The following is a 17,388-nucleotide window of genomic DNA, read 5'->3' as shown; positions in this document are numbered from 1 at the left end:
ATAATGGTTATGCAATTGGTTAGTTCGAGATTAATCGTTGGATATGCAGAATCAGATATAACTTTTCATCATCAGAACAGGTCCATCCGTAATTATTTTTCAGAAAATCAGCAATCTTCTCCACACAAGCCAGTTCCTTCGGAAACTTCTCCTTGACCATCAGGAAAAGCGATTCATTCTCATCTTTGAGCGATGTACCGCTCATCTGTCGCATGATGAAATATCTGATATGTGTTGCAAATCGCATAAAGTGAATGGAGTCTTCCTGAAAATCAATTTTGAGTGCATATTTGATCACGGACAGGATCTCGCCCGTAACTGTGGTTACCTTAGTAGTATCCGTCATCTCTCCCGAGCCAACCTGCGCATTAACAAAATGCAGAGCAATCAGTGTTGTTTCGGCTGTCGGCAGAGTAATATCCATTTTTTCTTGAATCAGCTTCAGCGCAGCCTCCCCTACCCGGGTCTCGTCCGGATAGAGTGTCCGCACTTCCCATTCCAGCGGATTCTTGATACTGATGCCTTCTCTGGTTCGGGTTAATGCAAAACTGATATGGTCAGACAGGGTGAGAAGCAGGTTCGGGTTAAATTGTTTATTCAGAATCTGACTTCCCAGCTTGATGACTTCCTCAGCGAGATAAATATCCTCAATTGGAATGCTGTTCAGCAGGTCATACATACGGATATTCTTCGGTGCTACGAAAATTTTCTCTACCAAGTCCGTCTCTGTCAGCTCGTAAGGCGTTTTCAGAAATCCGACCCCTTTACCTACGACGAATACTTCTTCGTTGTTATCATTAATGGCAATCGCCACATTGTTATTCACTTTCTTAATAACCTTCAATGTCCTCACCCCCCGACGAAAATAAAAAAAGACCGAAAGCGATTACAGTTAAATAATCGAATTCGGTCATGCCTGGTTCGCCCAGTAACAGTCCGTGTTATGAATATATTTATTATTATAGGCCTGTTCTTCAAAAAGTCAATCCGTCAATATCAGGAAGGAATGTGCTCTTCTTGACTGAAGGGGACATGCCATAGGAATACGTCATATATAACAGCATCTTTTTCACTATAAAAAATAATTGTGACCATATAAGCCCACTGGCAGTCTAATTCATGTAAAAACAAACGGGAAGTTGAATCCCTGTAACCCAAGAAAGGAGCTGCTATCCATGGATCCAACCGGTCTCATTCATCAGGCGATATCCGGAGATCGCGATGCCTTTATCAGGCTCATCAGAGAAATTGAAAACTCTCTATACAATACGGCAAAATCCATGCTTCGAAAAGAGGAGGATGTGGCTGATGCCATTCAGGAGACGATTCTAAAAGCCTATAAATCACTCCATACGATTCGGGAACCTCACTATTTCAAAACGTGGATATTCCGTATCCTGATTAATGAATGCAACACGCTATTGTCCCGCCGCTCCCTCTCCACATCCTATGCAGAGGTGCCCACAAAGCAGGAATCCTCCAGTCCCTTCGATGAGGTAGATATGAGAGAAGCCGTTGATCGGCTTGACGAACAAAAGAGAGTTGTCATCGTGCTGCATTATTTCGAAGATCTCTCCCTGCGGCAGGTAGCAGAGGCGCTCGATATATCCGAAAGCGCGGTGAAAATGCGATTAAGCCGTGCACGACAGGAGCTGTATCACAAATTCAAAAACTTTCGGGAGGTAAAACTACATGTCAAACCCGTTTAATATCGATCAGGAATTAAGAGAACAGACGAAGGAGCGACCCGTCATGTCAGAAATGGTACGCAATCGAATCGATGCCACGCTGGAATCACTGCCGGAAGCAACCATGCTGAATTCAGAACAATCTCGTAATCCTCGTCTTCATAGAGGTCTGCGTCGTACAGCCGCAGCAACGATTGCAGCGGGAGTGTTAGGTATAACCGTCTTTGCCTCTGGATTTGTGTCTCCTGTCATGGCTGATTCTCTACGCAGCATCCCGCTGGTTGGCAGTCTCTTCAGCTCTATTGAAGCCGATATGGGATTACGCACTGCAGGAGACGAAGGTCTGACGAAATTCGTAAACAGCAATGTATCGTTCAAAGACGTGAAGCTGGAAGTGAAGGAGACCGTCTATGATGGTACTCGTGCAGCTTTTTTGGTTCATGTCACTGCACCCAACCTGAACAATGGTGAGTATGACAATGGCAAGGACATCGTGAAGCTTAGCGATGGAATGGATAATGTCTTTTTCAACGTCAATGGTACAGACCAGGAGGGCGGCTTATTCTACGGCCCTGCAGGACAAACGCAGCCGGATACATTACTGTTCGAGCAAGTAATCCCCGCTAACCAGGCTGCTGCCGGACTGCCAGATCAGTTCAACGCAAAGGTCACATTCACTTTGCAGGGCATTGATCACGAATTTGAGCTGAACATCCCGTTCACGAAAACGACTGAGGATATCCAGCATATTGAACCCAACGTCATCGTCTCCAATGATCTGATTACCGCATCCGTTATGGAAGCACAGGTTACGCCAATTACAACACGTCTGTCCACGGTGATCTCACTTCATGGTAAGAGCATGCTCACGGCTAAAGATGAAGAGCAATTACGAAATATAGGGTTTGCAATTTTCGATGATCAGGGTCGGCAATTGACCGCATTAAATGCGGAGGGCTTGTATGGGGGTAATCAATTAAAATCTGAACGGATCTATGCCACCACACCTGGCGACTCAGCATATTTGGTCGTGAAGCCATTTGAGATTGAGGATGATTTTACGGAAGAGATTAAAGATCGGCAGTTCATCAAGGGAATGGACATGAAAATCGAGCTGAATCAACCGTAACCATCTATTCATAAAGGAGTTTTCTTCATGTCTATTCAACATACGGTTGAGTCCATAACTGTACTGGGTCCACTATTTATTTTGTTCCTGATTGCTCTGGTGTTTTACACCAGGGCAAACCAGATCAGGTACACGATAAGGCAGTACATCTCGATCATTACATTTGCTGTATATATTCTGGCGGTTATGCATTTTGTCTTCTTCCCCATCGACGTCAATATGGGTATGTATGCCAATCAGACGCCATGGTACAAAACCATTCAGTTCATTCCCATGCTTACGTTGGATATCCCCAGTTTTGCACTGAATATGCTGTTGTTTATGCCATTCGGCTTCATGCTGCCTCTGATTAGTTCTTCGGCAGACTCAGTGAGAAAAGCTGTGCGGAGCGGATTAATCTTCAGCTTTTCCATCGAAATGCTGCAGCTCATCCTCCGGATTACTCTGGGTAATGGCCGTACTACGGACATAAACGATCTGATCGCGAATACAGTCGGCAGCATCATTGGTTATCTCATTTTTCACAGAATTACAAAACTCGCGATAGGCCAGCGGTTCATGATCCCATGGAGGCTACCGGGTCGCTTCCTTTCTAAACAATCGTAGTCGAAATCAGTCTCTCTTCCATTCGGATTGGATTCAGGCAAAACATGGTCACTTCCCTCAGATGAAAAAAGTAAAGTGCTGTGGTACAATGAAAGAATTGTGTATTCACAGACAGACATGTGGGTAAAGGTGCTAAAATTGATTCTGAATCAGTGCTCTTTATCCATGATTATGCTGCCATTCTAGGGAGGCTTATGGAACAACCATGCTCATTATTGGTATCGCCGGAGGAACCGGCTCCGGTAAAACGACGGTAGCTCGCTCCGTCATAGACCGTCTGGGATCAGGTAAGGTTACGTTTATATCCCAAGACAATTATTACAAAGACCAGTCGCAGCTCACACCTGAGCAACGCCGACTCACCAATTACGATCACCCGTTTGCATTCGATAATGATCTGTTGATTGAGCATCTCACCCTGTTGAAAAAAGGCCAAGCGGCGTATGCTCCCGTATATGACTTCACCATAGATAATCGTGCTGCCAATGAGACGGTTGAACTGGCACCGAACCATATTGTCATTGTAGAAGGATTGCATGTGCTGATTGACGAACATCTTCGCAGTCTGATGGACATCAAAGTATTCGTTGATACCGATTCCGATGTGCGGATTCTACGTAGAGTGCTGCGGGACATTGAAGAACGCGGACGCACGATCCAATCCGTGTACAAACAATATCTCGAAACGGTAAAACCAATGCACGATGCTTTTATCGAGCCATCCAAAAAGTATGCTGACATCATTATTCCAGAAGGCGGACATAATGAAGTAGGCATTCAGATGTTATCCATCCTCACCGAGAAATACCTCACCGGAGAGAATTGGAACGGCGCTTAATTTGTAGCAAAGCAACACAACAAAAAATCCAGGTTACGATACAGCGTAATCTGGATTTTTTGTTGATTTTTCATTTATAATAGTCCCCAATAGTTGAAAGGAGATCTACCCTATGGCTACTTTTGAAGAGTTTATGCAGCATGACATCCGGGTTGGTACAGTGGTGGAAGCCGAACCCTTCCCCAAGGCTCGCATTCCCGCCATTAAAATGACGATCGACTTCGGACCACTTGGTCTTAAACGCTCCAGTGCTCAGATTACCCAACGCTACACGCCTGACATCATGATCGGCAAACAGGTGATAGCAGTAGTTAATTTCCCGCCTCGGCGGATTGCCGGATTTGTCTCTGAAGTACTCGTACTGGGCGGTGTGCCTGGTGAAGGTGATGTTGTCTTGCTCTCACCGGATAGCCCAATACCTAATGGAACAACGATAGCCTGACTTTATTTGGAGTAACGATAACCCGCACGTCGGTGTTATCCTGACAGACTTTCCTGAAGAACCCCCATCCGTCCTTGTTCCTCTTCCTGCTTCTGCGCCTTCATCTTATGCTTCATTTCTCTCACGGACAAAACCGAGGCCATTAGGCTCCGGGTATAGGGATGATTCGTTGAGTTGGTCAGCTGCGAACTCTCTACGACTTCAACGACTTCCCCCTGGTACATCACGGCAATTCGATCGCTGACCTGTTGCACCACCGCGAGATCATGCGATATGAAAATAGATGAGATGCCTGTTTCCTTTCTCAACTCCAGCAACAGATCCAGGATCTGCTGCTGAATGGAAACATCCAGTGCAGAGGTAGCTTCATCGAACAGGATGATGTCCGGCCGAACACCAATCGCACGAGCAATAACTGCTCTCTGCTGCTCTCCCCCGCTCAGTTCATGTGGATATTTACCTGCCGTCGCAGCAGACAATCCCACCCGTTCCAACAGCCTGAGCACTTCCTGCTCAAGTTGTTGACCCTTCATTATTTTATAATTGATGAGTGGCTCCCGGATAAAAGCTCCAATCTTCATTCGCGGGTTAAAGATAGCCGAAGGCTCCTGGAAGACCATCTGGATCCGCTTTCGTTGAGAGCGTAGCGCCTTTCCGTTCAATCGCGTAATATCTTGCTGACGATAGCAAATCTGTCCTGACGTCACTCGTTCCAGATGGGTTACACATCTAGCCAGTGTGCTCTTCCCGCTACCACTCTCCCCGACAATCCCCAGACACTCCCCCGGATACAGCTCCAAATGAACAGCTTTCAGTGCACCGACTGCCCTATGCCCCTTTAACTCGTAGGTTTTGCTCAGATTTCTTAGTTCCAGAATTGGTAACTCCTTATGATCCATGAACATTTCCCTCCAATTCAGGTACAGCACTCAGCAGTTTGCGAGTGTATTCATGCCGAGGTTCGGATATGACGCGGAAAGTCTCTCCCATTTCAACCAAGGTACCACCCTGCATCACACCAATTCGATCCGCCATATGAGCTGCAACGGCAATGTTATGCGTTACGATGATCATGCCTGTCCCTTGCCGGGAGCGAAGCTCGCTCAATCGGTTCATCACTTCATTCTGTGTCGTCACATCCAATGCACTGGTCGGCTCATCTGCAAGTAAGAGTTCAGGTTCCATCGTAACTGCCATAGCTATCGCCGTTCGTTGTTTCATCCCCCCACTCAGCTGTGAGGGATAGGCACGCATGATTCGTTCCGGATCTCCCAATCCCATGTCCGAGAGCATATTCATAGCCATGGTCTGAGCTGCTTTTCTGGACACGGTGAAATGAGTACGAATCGCTTCGATATACTGACTACCGATGCTGCGAATGGGATTAAGATACGAACCACTGTCCTGAAACACAATGGCAATCCGCTTCCCACGCACTCCCCCCCAATCCAACCGCGACTCACCTAGAAGCACTTTTTCCTGAAAAGAGATCTCTCCCCCGGTGTACTGACCACCTTCTGGTAATAGGCCAAGTAAAGCCCGAATCAGGGTCGACTTTCCGCTGCCACTTTCACCTACAATCCCGATAATCTCCCCCTTATTCATGGAGAAGGACAAATCCCGCAGTGCCATAGAGTCATCCTTATAGGTTACGGAAAGGTTGTTGACACTAAGCAATGGCTTCATTACTGTCCAACCTTAATATTACGATCCAGTAGATAGAAATCGATGGGATACATCGTCGCACCTTGCACGTTGCTTTTACTCACAATATTAATCGGGGTATAGGTCAAAAACATATATGCTGCATCGTCCAGAATCATCTGCTGAGCCTCTGCCGCGAGGGCATACCTTTTCTCCACGTCAAACTCGGAGTGAAGACGAGTAATTACCTCATCCAGCTTCGGATTGCTATATCCGCCTACGTTCCATTCCGCGCCCGTCGTGAAGTAGAAATCCAGAATATACTGCGGGTCACCCGTGATACCTGTATTAATACTTGTTAAAGCGAGATCGTAATTCCCGCTCTTCTGATGATCGGTCAGATCCTCATAAGAGGTCATCTCCAACTGAACGCCAATCTCTTTAAGCTGGGATTGCATCGCAGCAGCCACAATCGAATCTGACTCGTAAGCGGAGTTGAGAATCAGCTGTAACGACAGCTTCTTTCCATCTTTTTCACGAATGCCATCGCCATCTGTATCCTTGAAACCAGCCCCATCCAGCAACTGTTTGGCTTTCTCCGGTTCGTAATCATATCCTTTGATCTTGTCATAGCCAAAAGGCAGTGCTGACGTGAATGGTCCTTTGGCTGCCTGACCGCCCACCAGTGTATTCGCGTACATCTCCCGGTCAATACCATATGAAATCGCACGGCGAACCTCCGGATCACTCAGCAACGGATTGGTTGTGTTCAACCATACGAATTGGGTACGCAGGCTGGGAATTTCGTCAATGGTGTATTGACTCTCGTCCTGGAATAATGCCAAACTGCTGCGCCCCACGTTACTTGCTACATCAATCTCTCCGGACTGTAGGGCAAGGGCGCGCGTGCTGTCATCCTTGATATATTTCAACGTCAATGTGTCGACATCTGCCGCACCACCCCAATACCCGTCATACTTTTTCACCTGAATCTCCTGATCCGGCGTATAACCCGTTACCATAAATGGCCCGGTAGCAATAGGCTCGCTCTTGAATTTGGATGTATCTGCACTGGTATCCACAATGATAAACAGTGGCTCAGCAATATTACCAAGCAGGGACGCATAAGGCTCTGTCGTCTTGATTGTCAGATCTTGTCCCTCAGCAGTAATCGAGGCCACTGGCACAGTCGCTTGTCCTCTCTCGTTTAGCTCAATGGAGCGTTCGATCGATTTTTTCACCGCGTCTGCAGTTACCTTATTTCCGTTATGGAAGGTTACACCCTCCCGAATATGAAAATGCCACGTCGTGTCATCAACACGTTCCCACGTGTCTGCAATTTTAGGAACCAGCTTCATATTCTCGTCAAACTGAATCAGTGTCTCACCAATCGCTGCACGCGTGAGCGTCCAGCCGTTCCATTCCTCTGCCGGGTCCAGATTGCTTCCAAGCCAGAACAGGGCCACATTTAGATGAGTTGGTGCGCTTGCAGTCTCATTGTCGGTAGCCACCGACTTTCCCGTTGCATCAGACGAGGTCGATGGATTATTGGTGGTGCCACAAGCTGCAAGCAAGAACACAACGAACATGGATACGATGGTGAGCAGGATCGATTTTGGAAAATTCCTCTTCATTCTGGTTCCTCCAGTTAAGCTGTATTTTTCTTGGGATCAAGCACGTCTCGCAGGCCGTCTCCCAGTAAATTAAAAATAATAACAGTGCTAAATATCGCCAGGCCCGGATATATCAACAGCCAAGGCGCAGTCTGCAGATACCTTCTGCCTTCATTCAACATGGCACCCCACTCGGGGTTCGGTGGCTGCGCACCGAGTCCGAGAAAAGATAATCCCGAGATGGACAGCATCATGCCACCCACATCCATCATCGCCATGACGATGAGTGGTGACATCATATTGGGCAGGATCGTCCTGCCAATGATCTGTATCTTACGTGCTCCGCTGAAAGCAGCGGCAACGACATATTCCTTTTGCTGAAGGGAAATCACCAGGCTTCTGGCCATCCGTGCATACTTCGCCCACCAGACAACCGACAATGCCAGCACCGTATTGAACAATCCCGGCCCAAGCATTCCCACCACAGCGATCGCAAAAATCAGGCCCGGAAATGCCATTAGTGTGTCGGACAACCGCATGAGAATCGTATCCGTCACACCGCGAGCGAAACCGGCGATAACTCCAATCGCTACACCGAGTACAAATACAATGCCAATCATCATAAAGGTAAGCAGCAGTGAGGTTCGCGCTCCGTATAGCAGACGGGACAATACACAGCGACCTAGCTGATCGGTTCCGAGTGGATATTCGGCGCTGGATGGCTGCAACACTTTGGCAAAATTCGTTGCAAGTGGGTCGTGTGGTGCGAGCAGCGGCGCAACCATGGCGAGAATAATCCAGAAGACGGTTAGAGATAACAGGAATGTGAACCAGCGATTTTGTAGTAATACATGTCTGAAGACTCTCATCTATACATCCACATCCAGTCGGATTCGAGGATCACGAAGATGTGTCCATACATCAACCAGCAGATTCAGTGTGACATATATGATCGCCATCCAGATGACATACCCCTGAATCAGCGGATAATCCCGTGTAAAAATGGCATCCACGGCCATCTGACCAACGCCAGGCCATACAAATAAACTTTCGACAATGGCTGCACCACCTAACAAAGCACCTGTCGTCATACCCATAAGGGTAACGATCGGCAGCAGGGCATTGGGGAGAATATGACGCAAAATAATGATCGACTCCTTCACACCTCTGGATCTTGCTCCGATCACATAGTTCTGGCTTGTCTCCTCAAGCAGGACCGTACGAATCTGTCTGCTGTACTGGGCAACAAGTGGAATCGCGAGTGTACATGCAGGCAGAATCAGACTATTCCATCCGGATTTGCCCATCACCGGCAGCAGCTTCAGCTGTACGCCGAAGACCAACATGAGCAACATACCCAACCAGAAGCTGGGCATCGATAATCCGGCAAAAGAGAACAAACGAATAACAAAATCCAGCCATTTATTACGATAGACAGCCGACAACATCCCCAATGGAAAGGAAACCAAAATAACCAAAATCATAGCGCTTCCTGTTAGCCAAAGCGTTGCCGGAAGCCGTGCCATGAGCACATCCAGTACTGGACGATTGTATTTATATGACGTACCAAAATCTCCGGTCACCACCTGTCCCAGCCATGTCCCGTATCGATAGAGAAAAGGCTCGTCCAATCCAAGCTCTGACCTCACCTGCCTGACCAGTTCATCGGATGGCGTTACCCCTGTAGACATGAGCATAAGTCTGGCTGGATCCCCAGGAGACAGATAGGTTAGCAGGAATGTCAGAAACGTGATGCCGAACAATACGACAACCAGTTGTAATAAACGCTTAACGATATATCTGCTCAAGTGCTCAAACGTCCTTCCCCAAAACTTTATGTATGTGCCATGATGTTCTCCGTCCACAGCTCCGCTGAAATCGTATAAATTCTATCAAAAAAGGCGACCCTCTCCGTGTTACTGGATGAGGACGCCTTAAATAAACAGATTTTCAGAAAAAATCATGCTCTCTAAACACCTTCCTATCTCCCGTAGGGTACTACTGTGTTTGTTAAACCTGGCAGGTCTCCTGGCTCCAGAATCATGGTCATTGCAGCTCCTTCCCGGTCTAAACCAGTGGATTATCGCTACTTGACTCCTCTGTTACAGTGGCGGGACCGCGCCGGTATTACACCGGACTTCCCTATTAAGCTTTCACCCCGACGGGCGAAGCACCAAGTTCCACATATTCAATTGCACTTCTGTATCAGTATAGCGGGACGACGATTAATGATCAAAACTTTTCTTTCAAATTTGAAACACTGGATACGTCTAACCGCGAATTCTCGAACCCTTCGGAGACACACCCGTCACACGCTTAAACATCTTTGAAAATAATAATGGGTCCGTATAACCCACCGAATGGGCTACTTCACTAACGGAAAGTCCGGGGTTCTGAAGAAGATCGGCAGCACGATTCATACGGTATTCCAGAAAAAATGACTGTAGCGACTTGCCGTATCGTTCCTTGAACAATCCTGACAGATATGTGCGGTCCAGCCCCACGGCGTGGGCAATATCCAGAATGGAGGTCCGCTGGCTGTACCTGTTCTCCATAAACTGAACTGCCTGCCTGATGTACTCTTCTTTGTTCGAAAGAAGCTGTCCCTCCTCTTCCTCTACCGGTGACGATGAGATCAACTCCGCTATCAGGCGGTACAAGAGACTTTGGTTCATCACATCCCCTCCCGAATACGTGGAGGCCTGAACCATCTCTGAGTACAGGCGCTCCATTGTATTCGTATCACGGGCATCATACACTGGATGCTCCGGGCTCAATCGGGCACGTTGCATGAATGCCTTGGCTTGCACACCTTTGAATCCAAACCACGAATACGTCCAGGGATCCTTCGGATCTGCCTCATAATGAATAAGCGTGTCCGGGAGTATGACAAAACCCTGTCCCTGAGTCAACTTGTATTCTTGGTCCCCCATGTACACGATCCCCCGTCCTTCATGGATGTAGTGCACAATGTAAGAATCGCGTACACCCGGTCCCCAATAATGCGCAGGTTCACATGCCTCCCACCCGAAAAACAACAAAATCAGCTCCATCTGTGTCCAGCCTGCGCGAACCACATTCATCTCAATGCGACTCATTTTTCGCCCTCCATCCTACTTCGTTCCACTTACCTCTTCATTCAATCTATTTATATTATAACAGCTAAAATACTTCTATATTAGTTGAAAGCGGGAACAAAAATGGGATTATGACATGTTTGAAAGGGGTTGAGCCATAGTTATATGCGCCGAATCGGCCTATAGTTGGGGTACAACATTTTTCAGGGAGGCTAAACTTAAATGAATAAAATTACGTTCCTCGGTGCAGGCAGCACCGTCTTTGTTAAAAATGTATTGGGTGATGTCATGATGACCGAAGCACTGCAAGATTTCGAGCTGGCACTATTCGATATTGATGCTGAACGCTTGAGCGACTCAGAGCGTTTGTTGACCAGTCTGGCCCGTTCGATTGGAAGTCGTTGTGTCATTAACGTGTATCATGACCGCAAAGAAGCGCTGCGCGGAGCCAAATATGTCATCAACGCCATTCAGGTGGGTGGGTATGATCCATGCACCATTACGGACTTCGAGATTCCGAAGAAATACGGACTGCGTCAAACGATTGCAGACACACTCGGTATCGGCGGAATTTTCCGTAACTTGCGGACGATTCCGGTCATGCTGGATTTTGCCCGGGATATGCAGGAAGTATGTCCGGATGCATGGTTCCTGAACTATACCAACCCGATGGCCGTGCTTACCAACGTCATGAACGTACATGGTGGGATCAAAACCGTAGGATTGTGTCATAGTGTGCAGGTATGTGTACCGCATCTGTTTGATGCACTGGGGATCGATCAGACGGGTGTCGTAGCCAAAATTGCAGGCATCAACCACATGGCATGGCTGCTCGAAGTTACAAAAGACGGGCAGGATCTGTACCCCGAGATCAAACGTCTGGCGAAGGAAAAACAGAAGGAACAGCATGATGACATGGTTCGTTTTGAGCTGATGCAGCGTTTTGGCTATTATGTAACGGAGTCCTCCGAGCACAATGCTGAGTACCACCCTTACTTCATCAAACGGAATTACCCGGAGCTAATCGAACGCTTCAACATTCCACTGGATGAGTACCCACGCCGCTGTGTGAACCAGATTGAAGGCTGGAAAGAGATGCGTACCAAACTGTTTGCCAGCGAAAATATTGAACATACCCGCAGTCGGGAATACGCATCGCATATTATGGAGGCTATGGAGACGAACCAACCTTACAAAATTGGCGGCAACGTCATGAACAACGGACTGATTACGAATCTGCCACGCGAGGCATGTGTCGAGGTACCTTGTCTGGTCGATGGATCAGGGATCAGCCCTACGTACATTGGTGACCTGCCCCCACAACTCGCGGCTTTGAACCGGACAAACATCAACACTCAACTGCTGACGATTGAAGCGGCAATTACTGGCAAGAAGGAACATATCTATCATGCCGCCATGCTTGATCCGCACACAGCTGCCGAACTGTCTATCGATGACATCGTAGCGATGTGTGATGAGTTGATTGAGGCTCACGGGGATTGGCTGCCAAAATACACGTCATAATAAAAAGCACCGTTTCCTTTGCAGCTAAAGGGGACGGTGTTTTGTTCGTTTCATAGCACTCATCTGCTGAGTCGTGCATCGCATCTCTTATAATAAACACCACGCACACTTAAACCTTATTCGGCAGGGAGCAAAAAGCGATAACCAATACCCGGCTCCGTCTGAATATATCGGGGATTCGCCGGATCTTCCTTTAATTTTTTACGCAGATGTCCCACATATACCCGGAGGTAATGGCTGTCAGACTCATGATGATGCCCTCCCCATACTTGCTGCAAAAGCTGACGCTGGGTGATGATCTTTCCCGCATTGGAAGCGAGCACCTTCAGCATCTCATATTCCGTTGGGGTTAATTTGACCAAAGTTCCCTCCAGTTCGACCTGCCTTTGGGCCAGATCAATCGTAAGTGATCCGAAGCGCAATATGGGCTCATCTGTCGTTTTGGCTACATGACGCAGCGCAACCCGAATACGAGCGACCAACTCACCCATCCCGAAGGGTTTCGTCACATAATCATCTGCACCGCTATCCAGCGCGGCAATTTTATCTCCCTCCTGATCCTTCGCTGTCAGCACGATAATCGGCACTTGTGACCATTCACGAATCCGGCGAAGCACCTCCATACCGGACATGCCCGGCAAACCGAGATCCAGGATGATCAGATCCGGATGTACAATGCTGGCCTGAATGACACCCTCTTCGCCATCCCCGCACTCGTGGAGTTCGAATTGGTGTGCCTGAAGGGTGACCTTGAGCAATTTGCGAATCTGCGGCTCATCATCGATCACCAGTATACGAGCCCCTAGTGGTGCGTTCATGTTATTCTTCAACCTCTCCTTGTTCTGAATAGGGAAACCGCGGTCCGTGAGCCTCCATGGGGATATCTATGCGCATTCTCGTTCCGCCGCCCGGATTCGGCTCTGCTACAATAGTACCTCCGTGGACTTCCACAATGCCTTTGCAGATGGCCAGACCAAGCCCCGTCCCTGTGACATGCTGAGTAGACTCTGAGCGATAGAACTTATCAAATATACGTGTTCTTTCTGCTTCCGGTATACCGATGCCTTGATCAGCGACCATGATTGTCAATTGACTCGGACTTCTATCACTCGCCACAATGATGACAATCAGGCTCTTATCGGGTGAATATTTGATGGCGTTGCTGACGATATTGACCAGCACCTGCTCCAGCAATACTTCATCTCCGTAAATGAACACCGGATCATCAGGAAATTCAACTTGAATGTTGCGATGGGGACTGAATTCCCGAACCTGTGTCAGTACAACGCTGATTATATCTTCCACGTCACACCATTTCCGATTCAGTTGCAACATGCCGCTCTCCAGCCGAACCATGCCCAACAGATTTGTGACGAGACGATTCATACGCATGGCCCCATCCCGAATGTTGCCTGTTAATTCTCTCCGATCCTCGGGTGTAAAAAGAGTATCATTCTCCAACAATCCCGTAGCCGAGCCGATAATGGCGGTTAGGGGAGTACGCAATTCATGAGAAACAGAGTCCAGCAGCGCTGTGCGTATGCGCTCCGATTCGGCAGTGATCTGTGCCAATCGGGCCTCTTCCGCCAGCTTCACTCGGGCAATAGCACCTGCGGCCAGTCCACCGCATGCCTCCAACAGACGAAGCTCTTCTTGCTGCTCATGAACCTCATCAGCGTCCATGCTCACAGCGAGCACGCCATGAATCTGCTCCTCTGTGCGTAGCGGCACGTAAAGTCCGGTAGATTCCCGCAGAGTGGATGATCCCTTACCGGCGATCTGTCCGTGAAGATATACCCATTTGGCAATGGCAATCTCCGACTCCCCATCCCCCCCCCCATCCTTCTCCCCTTCTGATGCGGATGCGGAAGAGTTTGTAACCATCAGATCACCCTGTTTATCCGGAAGATACACAGCCGTCGGCTTACCCAGCGTAAGCGATACTTGGGTCGCAATATTAACCAGCAACGTATTCAGATCCGTAATGGCTGTCATCTGACGACTCAATGCGTATAGGGAGTTAGTCGTGGCCTCACGTGCTTTTACCATCTCCAACTGTTGTCTCAATCGACCTGCGAGACTCGCAGTTAAAATGGCCACCGCAAGATACACGACAAAGGAGATGAGATATCTCAGATCTTCAACCGTAAAGCTCAGATATGGTGGTACAAAAAAGAAGTCAAACATAATGACGCTAAAACTCGCGGCATATATAGCTGGCCCCATTCCCCAATACACGGCACTCACCAGTACGGGAAATAGGTATATCAGCGCTACATTAACCAAATCACCACTCATCCCGATGGGATGAAGCAGCAAGGTTAACAGCGTCACCCCGAGGGTCACCCATACATATGCCGGAACCCGTTTCCCATGGGATGCCCGCGTTTCTTTTTTTATTCGATCAGACAACATCCATTCACATCCCGCTCAGTTCATAATCATAATCTGCAACGATCAATATATCCAGATTCCGCGACAAGCGTACAAGTCGGTTGACCACCGAGCCTGAGCCGCGGTAGCCATTCAGCCACCATACCCGTCTTGCCTGCCCGACCACCAACTGGGTTGCTCGCGCCTCCGATGCCTTTCTTGCCAAAATCCCAGGTACATCCCGCAGCTTTGGACTGTGGTGGATGTGAAATTGACCGCCAAGCCGAATCGTCAGCTGTTCCAAGGCTTCCAGATGGCATTTCACTTCGTCACTCATGGACTCACCAATGTGGATATGATGTACATGCCAGATGGCTTTTAGACGATAAGCCATGCGGAATCCACGCCGGATCAGCCGCTCGGCATGACGATCACTCCTTACACATACGAAGACTGCTTCCTGTCTGCGCCAAGGTCCTCGAAGTGCGATTTTGGCCTGCTGTGCTTCAAGCCGTTCATCCACATCGTCCGCCAGTTCACGAAGGGCAAGTTCTCGCAAGGCAATCAGATTACCGATTTTGAAGAAATTCGCAAGGGCTTGCTCGACCTTGGCAGTTGCATAGATTTTACCCTCCCTCATGCGCTGCCGCAAGGCCTGAGGCGCCACATCAATCAACTGCACCTCATCCGCCATCTGAATGATCCGATCGGGTACGGTCTCGCGGACACGAACACCTGTAATATGTTCAACGGCATCATTCAGACTTTCGAGATGCTGTACGTTCATTGTGGTAATCACCGAGATGCCTGCATTCAGCAGGAGCAGAACATCTTCATAACGCTTTTGCCGAACACTCCCGGGTACATTCGTATGCGCCAGTTCATCCACAAGCACCACTTCTGGGCAAAGATGCAGAATGGCCTCCGTGTCCATCTCTTCCAGACGAGTCCCCTGATAAACGCGTTGTGCGCGAGGGATCACAGACAGGTGACCCATCTGCTCCACGGTTTCCGCCCGCCCATGTGTCTCCAGCAAGCCGATCTGCACATCGATGCCCTTGCGGAGCAAATCATTGCCTTCCCGAAGCATCATGTAGGTTTTGCCTACTCCTGGTGCAGCTCCGATATATATTTTGAATGTGCCTCGCTGAATCTGACCAATCTGTTCCTTCATTTCCTGCTCGCTTAGTCTGCGGTATGTCAGCGACTCTACATCGTTAACTTTAGCCGGAACCACACGTTCACCCTCCCGGGCCGCTCGATCAGCAACCAGAAACAGGTCGACACCACGTAATCTGCGCAGCAACGAGTTAACAACGGACCCTTGCCACAGTTCCTGCCAGCGCGTACGCCGGGAGTGTCCCATCACAATTCGGGTAATCTGGTGCTCCATTGCGTAACGCGCCAGCGTAGACGGGATGTTGCGACGGTGTAAAATAGACAACTCCTCCATATGGCCGCCAAACTTCTCTACCAGCTTAATCATATTGCGCCGAAATACGGTTGCCTCCTTGGTTAATGGCTGCTTCATATTCCGGAAAACAACGGCGCACAAATTACCATTCAGCCGTTTGGCAATCTGTTGCCCACGCCGGATATAGATGGAGCCGTTCCAATGATATTGGGTGGATACCAGAATCCGCTCCATGATGCCTGTCGTGACGGCAATTCCCATCTCCTCCCGATGCTCACGCAGGGATTCATTCACCCCTTCCGCAACCAATCTCAGGGCCAGTTCGCGCAGAATACCCAGATTGCCTTGACGAAATACAGCTTCACCCTCATGTCCCTGCAAATGACCCTCTGCAAGACGGTTCAGTATCGTTTCCGGCGTGACGTCTATCAGCTTCACTTCATCCGCAAGCTCCAATGTATCGGCAGGCACTGTATATTCTGCTGCGATCCCCGTAAGTTGTCGTGCCAGCTCGGTATACCCTTCCAGCTCATACACATTCACCGTTGTCATGACACTGATGTTGTTTCGGAGCAAGAACTGAATGTCCTCCAGCCGGGTAGCATAGCGAGCGCCTTCTCTGTTGCGATGTGCCAAACCATCCACCAGCACAACCTCCGGATTACGCGCCATTAGTGCATCCAAGTTCAAATCCTTCATCTCTACATCATCACTCTGGCGCACCCAGTGAATGCTTGGAATCCTTTCGAGTGCGCCAAGTTGCTCCACCGTTTCCGGTCTGCGCATCGTGGACACGGCACAGATGACCACATCAATGCCCTGCTCACGCAACGTGTTCCCTTCCCGCAGCATGTGATACGTTTTGCCCGATCCGCTGACTGGGCCGATGTAGATTTTGAGCGTACCCTGCTGCAGCTTCGTAATCATCTTCAGCATCTCTTCCGGTGACTTGCGCTTGAAGCTGTCTTCCATCCGTGCTCTCCCCCTTTCTTATTAAAATATGAACAAAAAAATGGAGAAAGCCCCTCCCGATATATCGT

At 48.7% G+C, this 17,388-nt stretch carries 16 protein-coding genes and 1 riboswitch; of the genes, 6 read left to right on the top strand and 10 right to left on the bottom strand.

What is annotated here, in order from left to right:
- Positions 1 to 19: 19 nt before the first annotated feature.
- Complete coding sequence (locus tag WFI24_RS30295; RefSeq protein ID WP_336765574.1) at positions 20 to 853, bottom strand: PRD domain-containing protein; 834 nt, start codon at positions 851 to 853, stop codon at positions 20 to 22.
- Between the two features lie 322 nt (positions 854 to 1,175).
- Here WFI24_RS30295 and WFI24_RS30290 point away from each other — a divergent pair, with 322 nt between their 5' ends.
- The 5 genes from WFI24_RS30290 (at position 1,176) to csaA (ending at position 4,703) form a co-directional block, all read left to right on the top strand.
- Positions 1,176 to 1,709, top strand: coding sequence for an RNA polymerase sigma factor (locus tag WFI24_RS30290; protein WP_336765573.1), 534 nt, complete (start codon positions 1,176 to 1,178; stop codon positions 1,707 to 1,709).
- Complete coding sequence (locus WFI24_RS30285; RefSeq protein WP_336765572.1) at positions 1,693 to 2,817, top strand: DUF4179 domain-containing protein; 1,125 nt, start codon at positions 1,693 to 1,695, stop codon at positions 2,815 to 2,817. The genes WFI24_RS30290 and WFI24_RS30285 overlap by 17 nt, the downstream gene beginning before the upstream one ends.
- Positions 2,818 to 2,844: 27 nt before the next feature.
- Complete coding sequence (locus tag WFI24_RS30280; protein WP_336765571.1) at positions 2,845 to 3,423, top strand: VanZ family protein; 579 nt, start codon at positions 2,845 to 2,847, stop codon at positions 3,421 to 3,423.
- Positions 3,424 to 3,628: 205 nt separating this feature from the next.
- Entirely contained in the window at positions 3,629 to 4,261 is a 633-nt protein-coding gene (udk, locus tag WFI24_RS30275) for a uridine kinase (RefSeq protein WP_017691162.1), read from the top strand.
- 112 nt (positions 4,262 to 4,373) lie between these two features.
- Complete coding sequence (gene csaA / locus WFI24_RS30270; protein ID WP_336765570.1) at positions 4,374 to 4,703, top strand: chaperone CsaA; 330 nt, start codon at positions 4,374 to 4,376, stop codon at positions 4,701 to 4,703.
- Between the two features lie 35 nt (positions 4,704 to 4,738).
- Here csaA and WFI24_RS30265 read toward each other — a convergent pair whose 3' ends face one another.
- The 6 genes from WFI24_RS30265 to WFI24_RS30240 all read right to left on the bottom strand — a co-directional run bounded on the left by WFI24_RS30265 (position 4,739) and on the right by WFI24_RS30240 (position 11,058).
- Positions 4,739 to 5,602 carry an ABC transporter ATP-binding protein gene (locus WFI24_RS30265; protein WP_336765569.1) on the bottom strand — a complete coding sequence of 288 codons (864 nt, stop codon included), beginning with the start codon at positions 5,600 to 5,602 and terminating at the stop codon, positions 4,739 to 4,741.
- Complete coding sequence (locus WFI24_RS30260; RefSeq protein WP_336765568.1) at positions 5,592 to 6,389, bottom strand: ABC transporter ATP-binding protein; 798 nt, start codon at positions 6,387 to 6,389, stop codon at positions 5,592 to 5,594. Before WFI24_RS30260 ends, WFI24_RS30265 begins: the two co-directional genes overlap by 11 nt.
- A complete protein-coding gene (locus tag WFI24_RS30255) occupies positions 6,389 to 7,981 on the bottom strand; it encodes an ABC transporter substrate-binding protein (RefSeq protein WP_336765567.1) in 1,593 nt (530 codons plus the stop codon). Before WFI24_RS30255 ends, WFI24_RS30260 begins: the two co-directional genes overlap by 1 nt.
- 14 nt (positions 7,982 to 7,995) lie before the next feature.
- Positions 7,996 to 8,829: a nickel transporter permease gene (nikC, locus tag WFI24_RS30250; protein WP_336765566.1), complete on the bottom strand. Its 834-nt coding sequence runs from the start codon at positions 8,827 to 8,829 to the stop codon at positions 7,996 to 7,998.
- Positions 8,830 to 9,768, bottom strand: coding sequence for a nickel ABC transporter permease (gene nikB / locus WFI24_RS30245; protein ID WP_336765565.1), 939 nt, complete (start codon positions 9,766 to 9,768; stop codon positions 8,830 to 8,832). It lies immediately after the preceding gene.
- Positions 9,769 to 9,961: 193 nt separating this feature from the next.
- A riboswitch (cobalamin riboswitch) is annotated at positions 9,962 to 10,153 on the bottom strand.
- 77 nt (positions 10,154 to 10,230) lie between these two features.
- Positions 10,231 to 11,058: an AraC family transcriptional regulator gene (locus WFI24_RS30240; protein ID WP_336765564.1), complete on the bottom strand. Its 828-nt coding sequence runs from the start codon at positions 11,056 to 11,058 to the stop codon at positions 10,231 to 10,233.
- 201 nt (positions 11,059 to 11,259) lie between these two features.
- Here WFI24_RS30240 and WFI24_RS30235 point away from each other — a divergent pair, with 201 nt between their 5' ends.
- The gene (locus WFI24_RS30235; RefSeq protein WP_336765563.1) at positions 11,260 to 12,561 is read left to right on the top strand and encodes an alpha-glucosidase/alpha-galactosidase; all 1,302 of its coding nucleotides are present in this window, start codon (positions 11,260 to 11,262) and stop codon (positions 12,559 to 12,561) included.
- Between the two features lie 116 nt (positions 12,562 to 12,677).
- Here the strand turns inward: WFI24_RS30235 and WFI24_RS30230 are convergent, their stop codons facing one another.
- From WFI24_RS30230 to WFI24_RS30220, 3 genes are read right to left on the bottom strand one after another with little or no spacing between them, the layout of a single operon-like run.
- A complete protein-coding gene (locus tag WFI24_RS30230; protein WP_336765562.1) occupies positions 12,678 to 13,379 on the bottom strand; it encodes a response regulator in 702 nt (233 codons plus the stop codon).
- 1 nt (position 13,380) lies between these two features.
- Positions 13,381 to 14,976 (bottom strand): ATP-binding protein, encoded by a 1,596-nt coding sequence (locus tag WFI24_RS30225; protein ID WP_336765561.1) that lies wholly within the window; start codon positions 14,974 to 14,976, stop codon positions 13,381 to 13,383.
- Between the two features lie 4 nt (positions 14,977 to 14,980).
- Positions 14,981 to 17,320 (bottom strand): histidine kinase, encoded by a 2,340-nt coding sequence (locus WFI24_RS30220; protein ID WP_336765560.1) that lies wholly within the window; start codon positions 17,318 to 17,320, stop codon positions 14,981 to 14,983.
- Positions 17,321 to 17,388 lie beyond the last annotated feature (68 nt).

This window comes from Paenibacillus sp. USHLN196 (genome assembly GCF_037144955.1).
GTDB lineage: Bacteria > Bacillota > Bacilli > Paenibacillales > Paenibacillaceae > Paenibacillus > Paenibacillus xylanexedens_C.
The sequence above is the reverse complement of the archived record's forward strand: the minus strand, read 5'-3'. Positions and strand labels throughout refer to the sequence as shown.

Excerpts from the sequence above, each read along its gene's own strand:
- WFI24_RS30230 (WP_336765562.1), bottom strand. The coding sequence starts at position 13,379 with ATGAACGCACCACTAGGGGCTCGTATACTGGTGATCGATGATGAGCCG.
- udk (WP_017691162.1), top strand. The coding sequence starts at position 3,629 with ATGCTCATTATTGGTATCGCCGGAGGAACCGGCTCCGGTAAAACGACG.
- WFI24_RS30265 (WP_336765569.1), bottom strand. The coding sequence starts at position 5,602 with ATGGATCATAAGGAGTTACCAATTCTGGAACTAAGAAATCTGAGCAAA.
- WFI24_RS30260 (WP_336765568.1), bottom strand. The coding sequence starts at position 6,389 with ATGAAGCCATTGCTTAGTGTCAACAACCTTTCCGTAACCTATAAGGAT.
- WFI24_RS30290 (WP_336765573.1), top strand. The coding sequence starts at position 1,176 with ATGGATCCAACCGGTCTCATTCATCAGGCGATATCCGGAGATCGCGAT.
- csaA (WP_336765570.1), top strand. The coding sequence starts at position 4,374 with ATGGCTACTTTTGAAGAGTTTATGCAGCATGACATCCGGGTTGGTACA.
- WFI24_RS30255 (WP_336765567.1), bottom strand. The coding sequence starts at position 7,981 with ATGAAGAGGAATTTTCCAAAATCGATCCTGCTCACCATCGTATCCATG.
- WFI24_RS30240 (WP_336765564.1), bottom strand. The coding sequence starts at position 11,058 with ATGAGTCGCATTGAGATGAATGTGGTTCGCGCAGGCTGGACACAGATG.
- WFI24_RS30280 (WP_336765571.1), top strand. The coding sequence starts at position 2,845 with ATGTCTATTCAACATACGGTTGAGTCCATAACTGTACTGGGTCCACTA.
- WFI24_RS30225 (WP_336765561.1), bottom strand. The coding sequence starts at position 14,976 with ATGTTGTCTGATCGAATAAAAAAAGAAACGCGGGCATCCCATGGGAAA.
- WFI24_RS30235 (WP_336765563.1), top strand. The coding sequence starts at position 11,260 with ATGAATAAAATTACGTTCCTCGGTGCAGGCAGCACCGTCTTTGTTAAA.
- WFI24_RS30220 (WP_336765560.1), bottom strand. The coding sequence starts at position 17,320 with ATGGAAGACAGCTTCAAGCGCAAGTCACCGGAAGAGATGCTGAAGATG.
- WFI24_RS30285 (WP_336765572.1), top strand. The coding sequence starts at position 1,693 with ATGTCAAACCCGTTTAATATCGATCAGGAATTAAGAGAACAGACGAAG.
- nikC (WP_336765566.1), bottom strand. The coding sequence starts at position 8,829 with ATGAGAGTCTTCAGACATGTATTACTACAAAATCGCTGGTTCACATTC.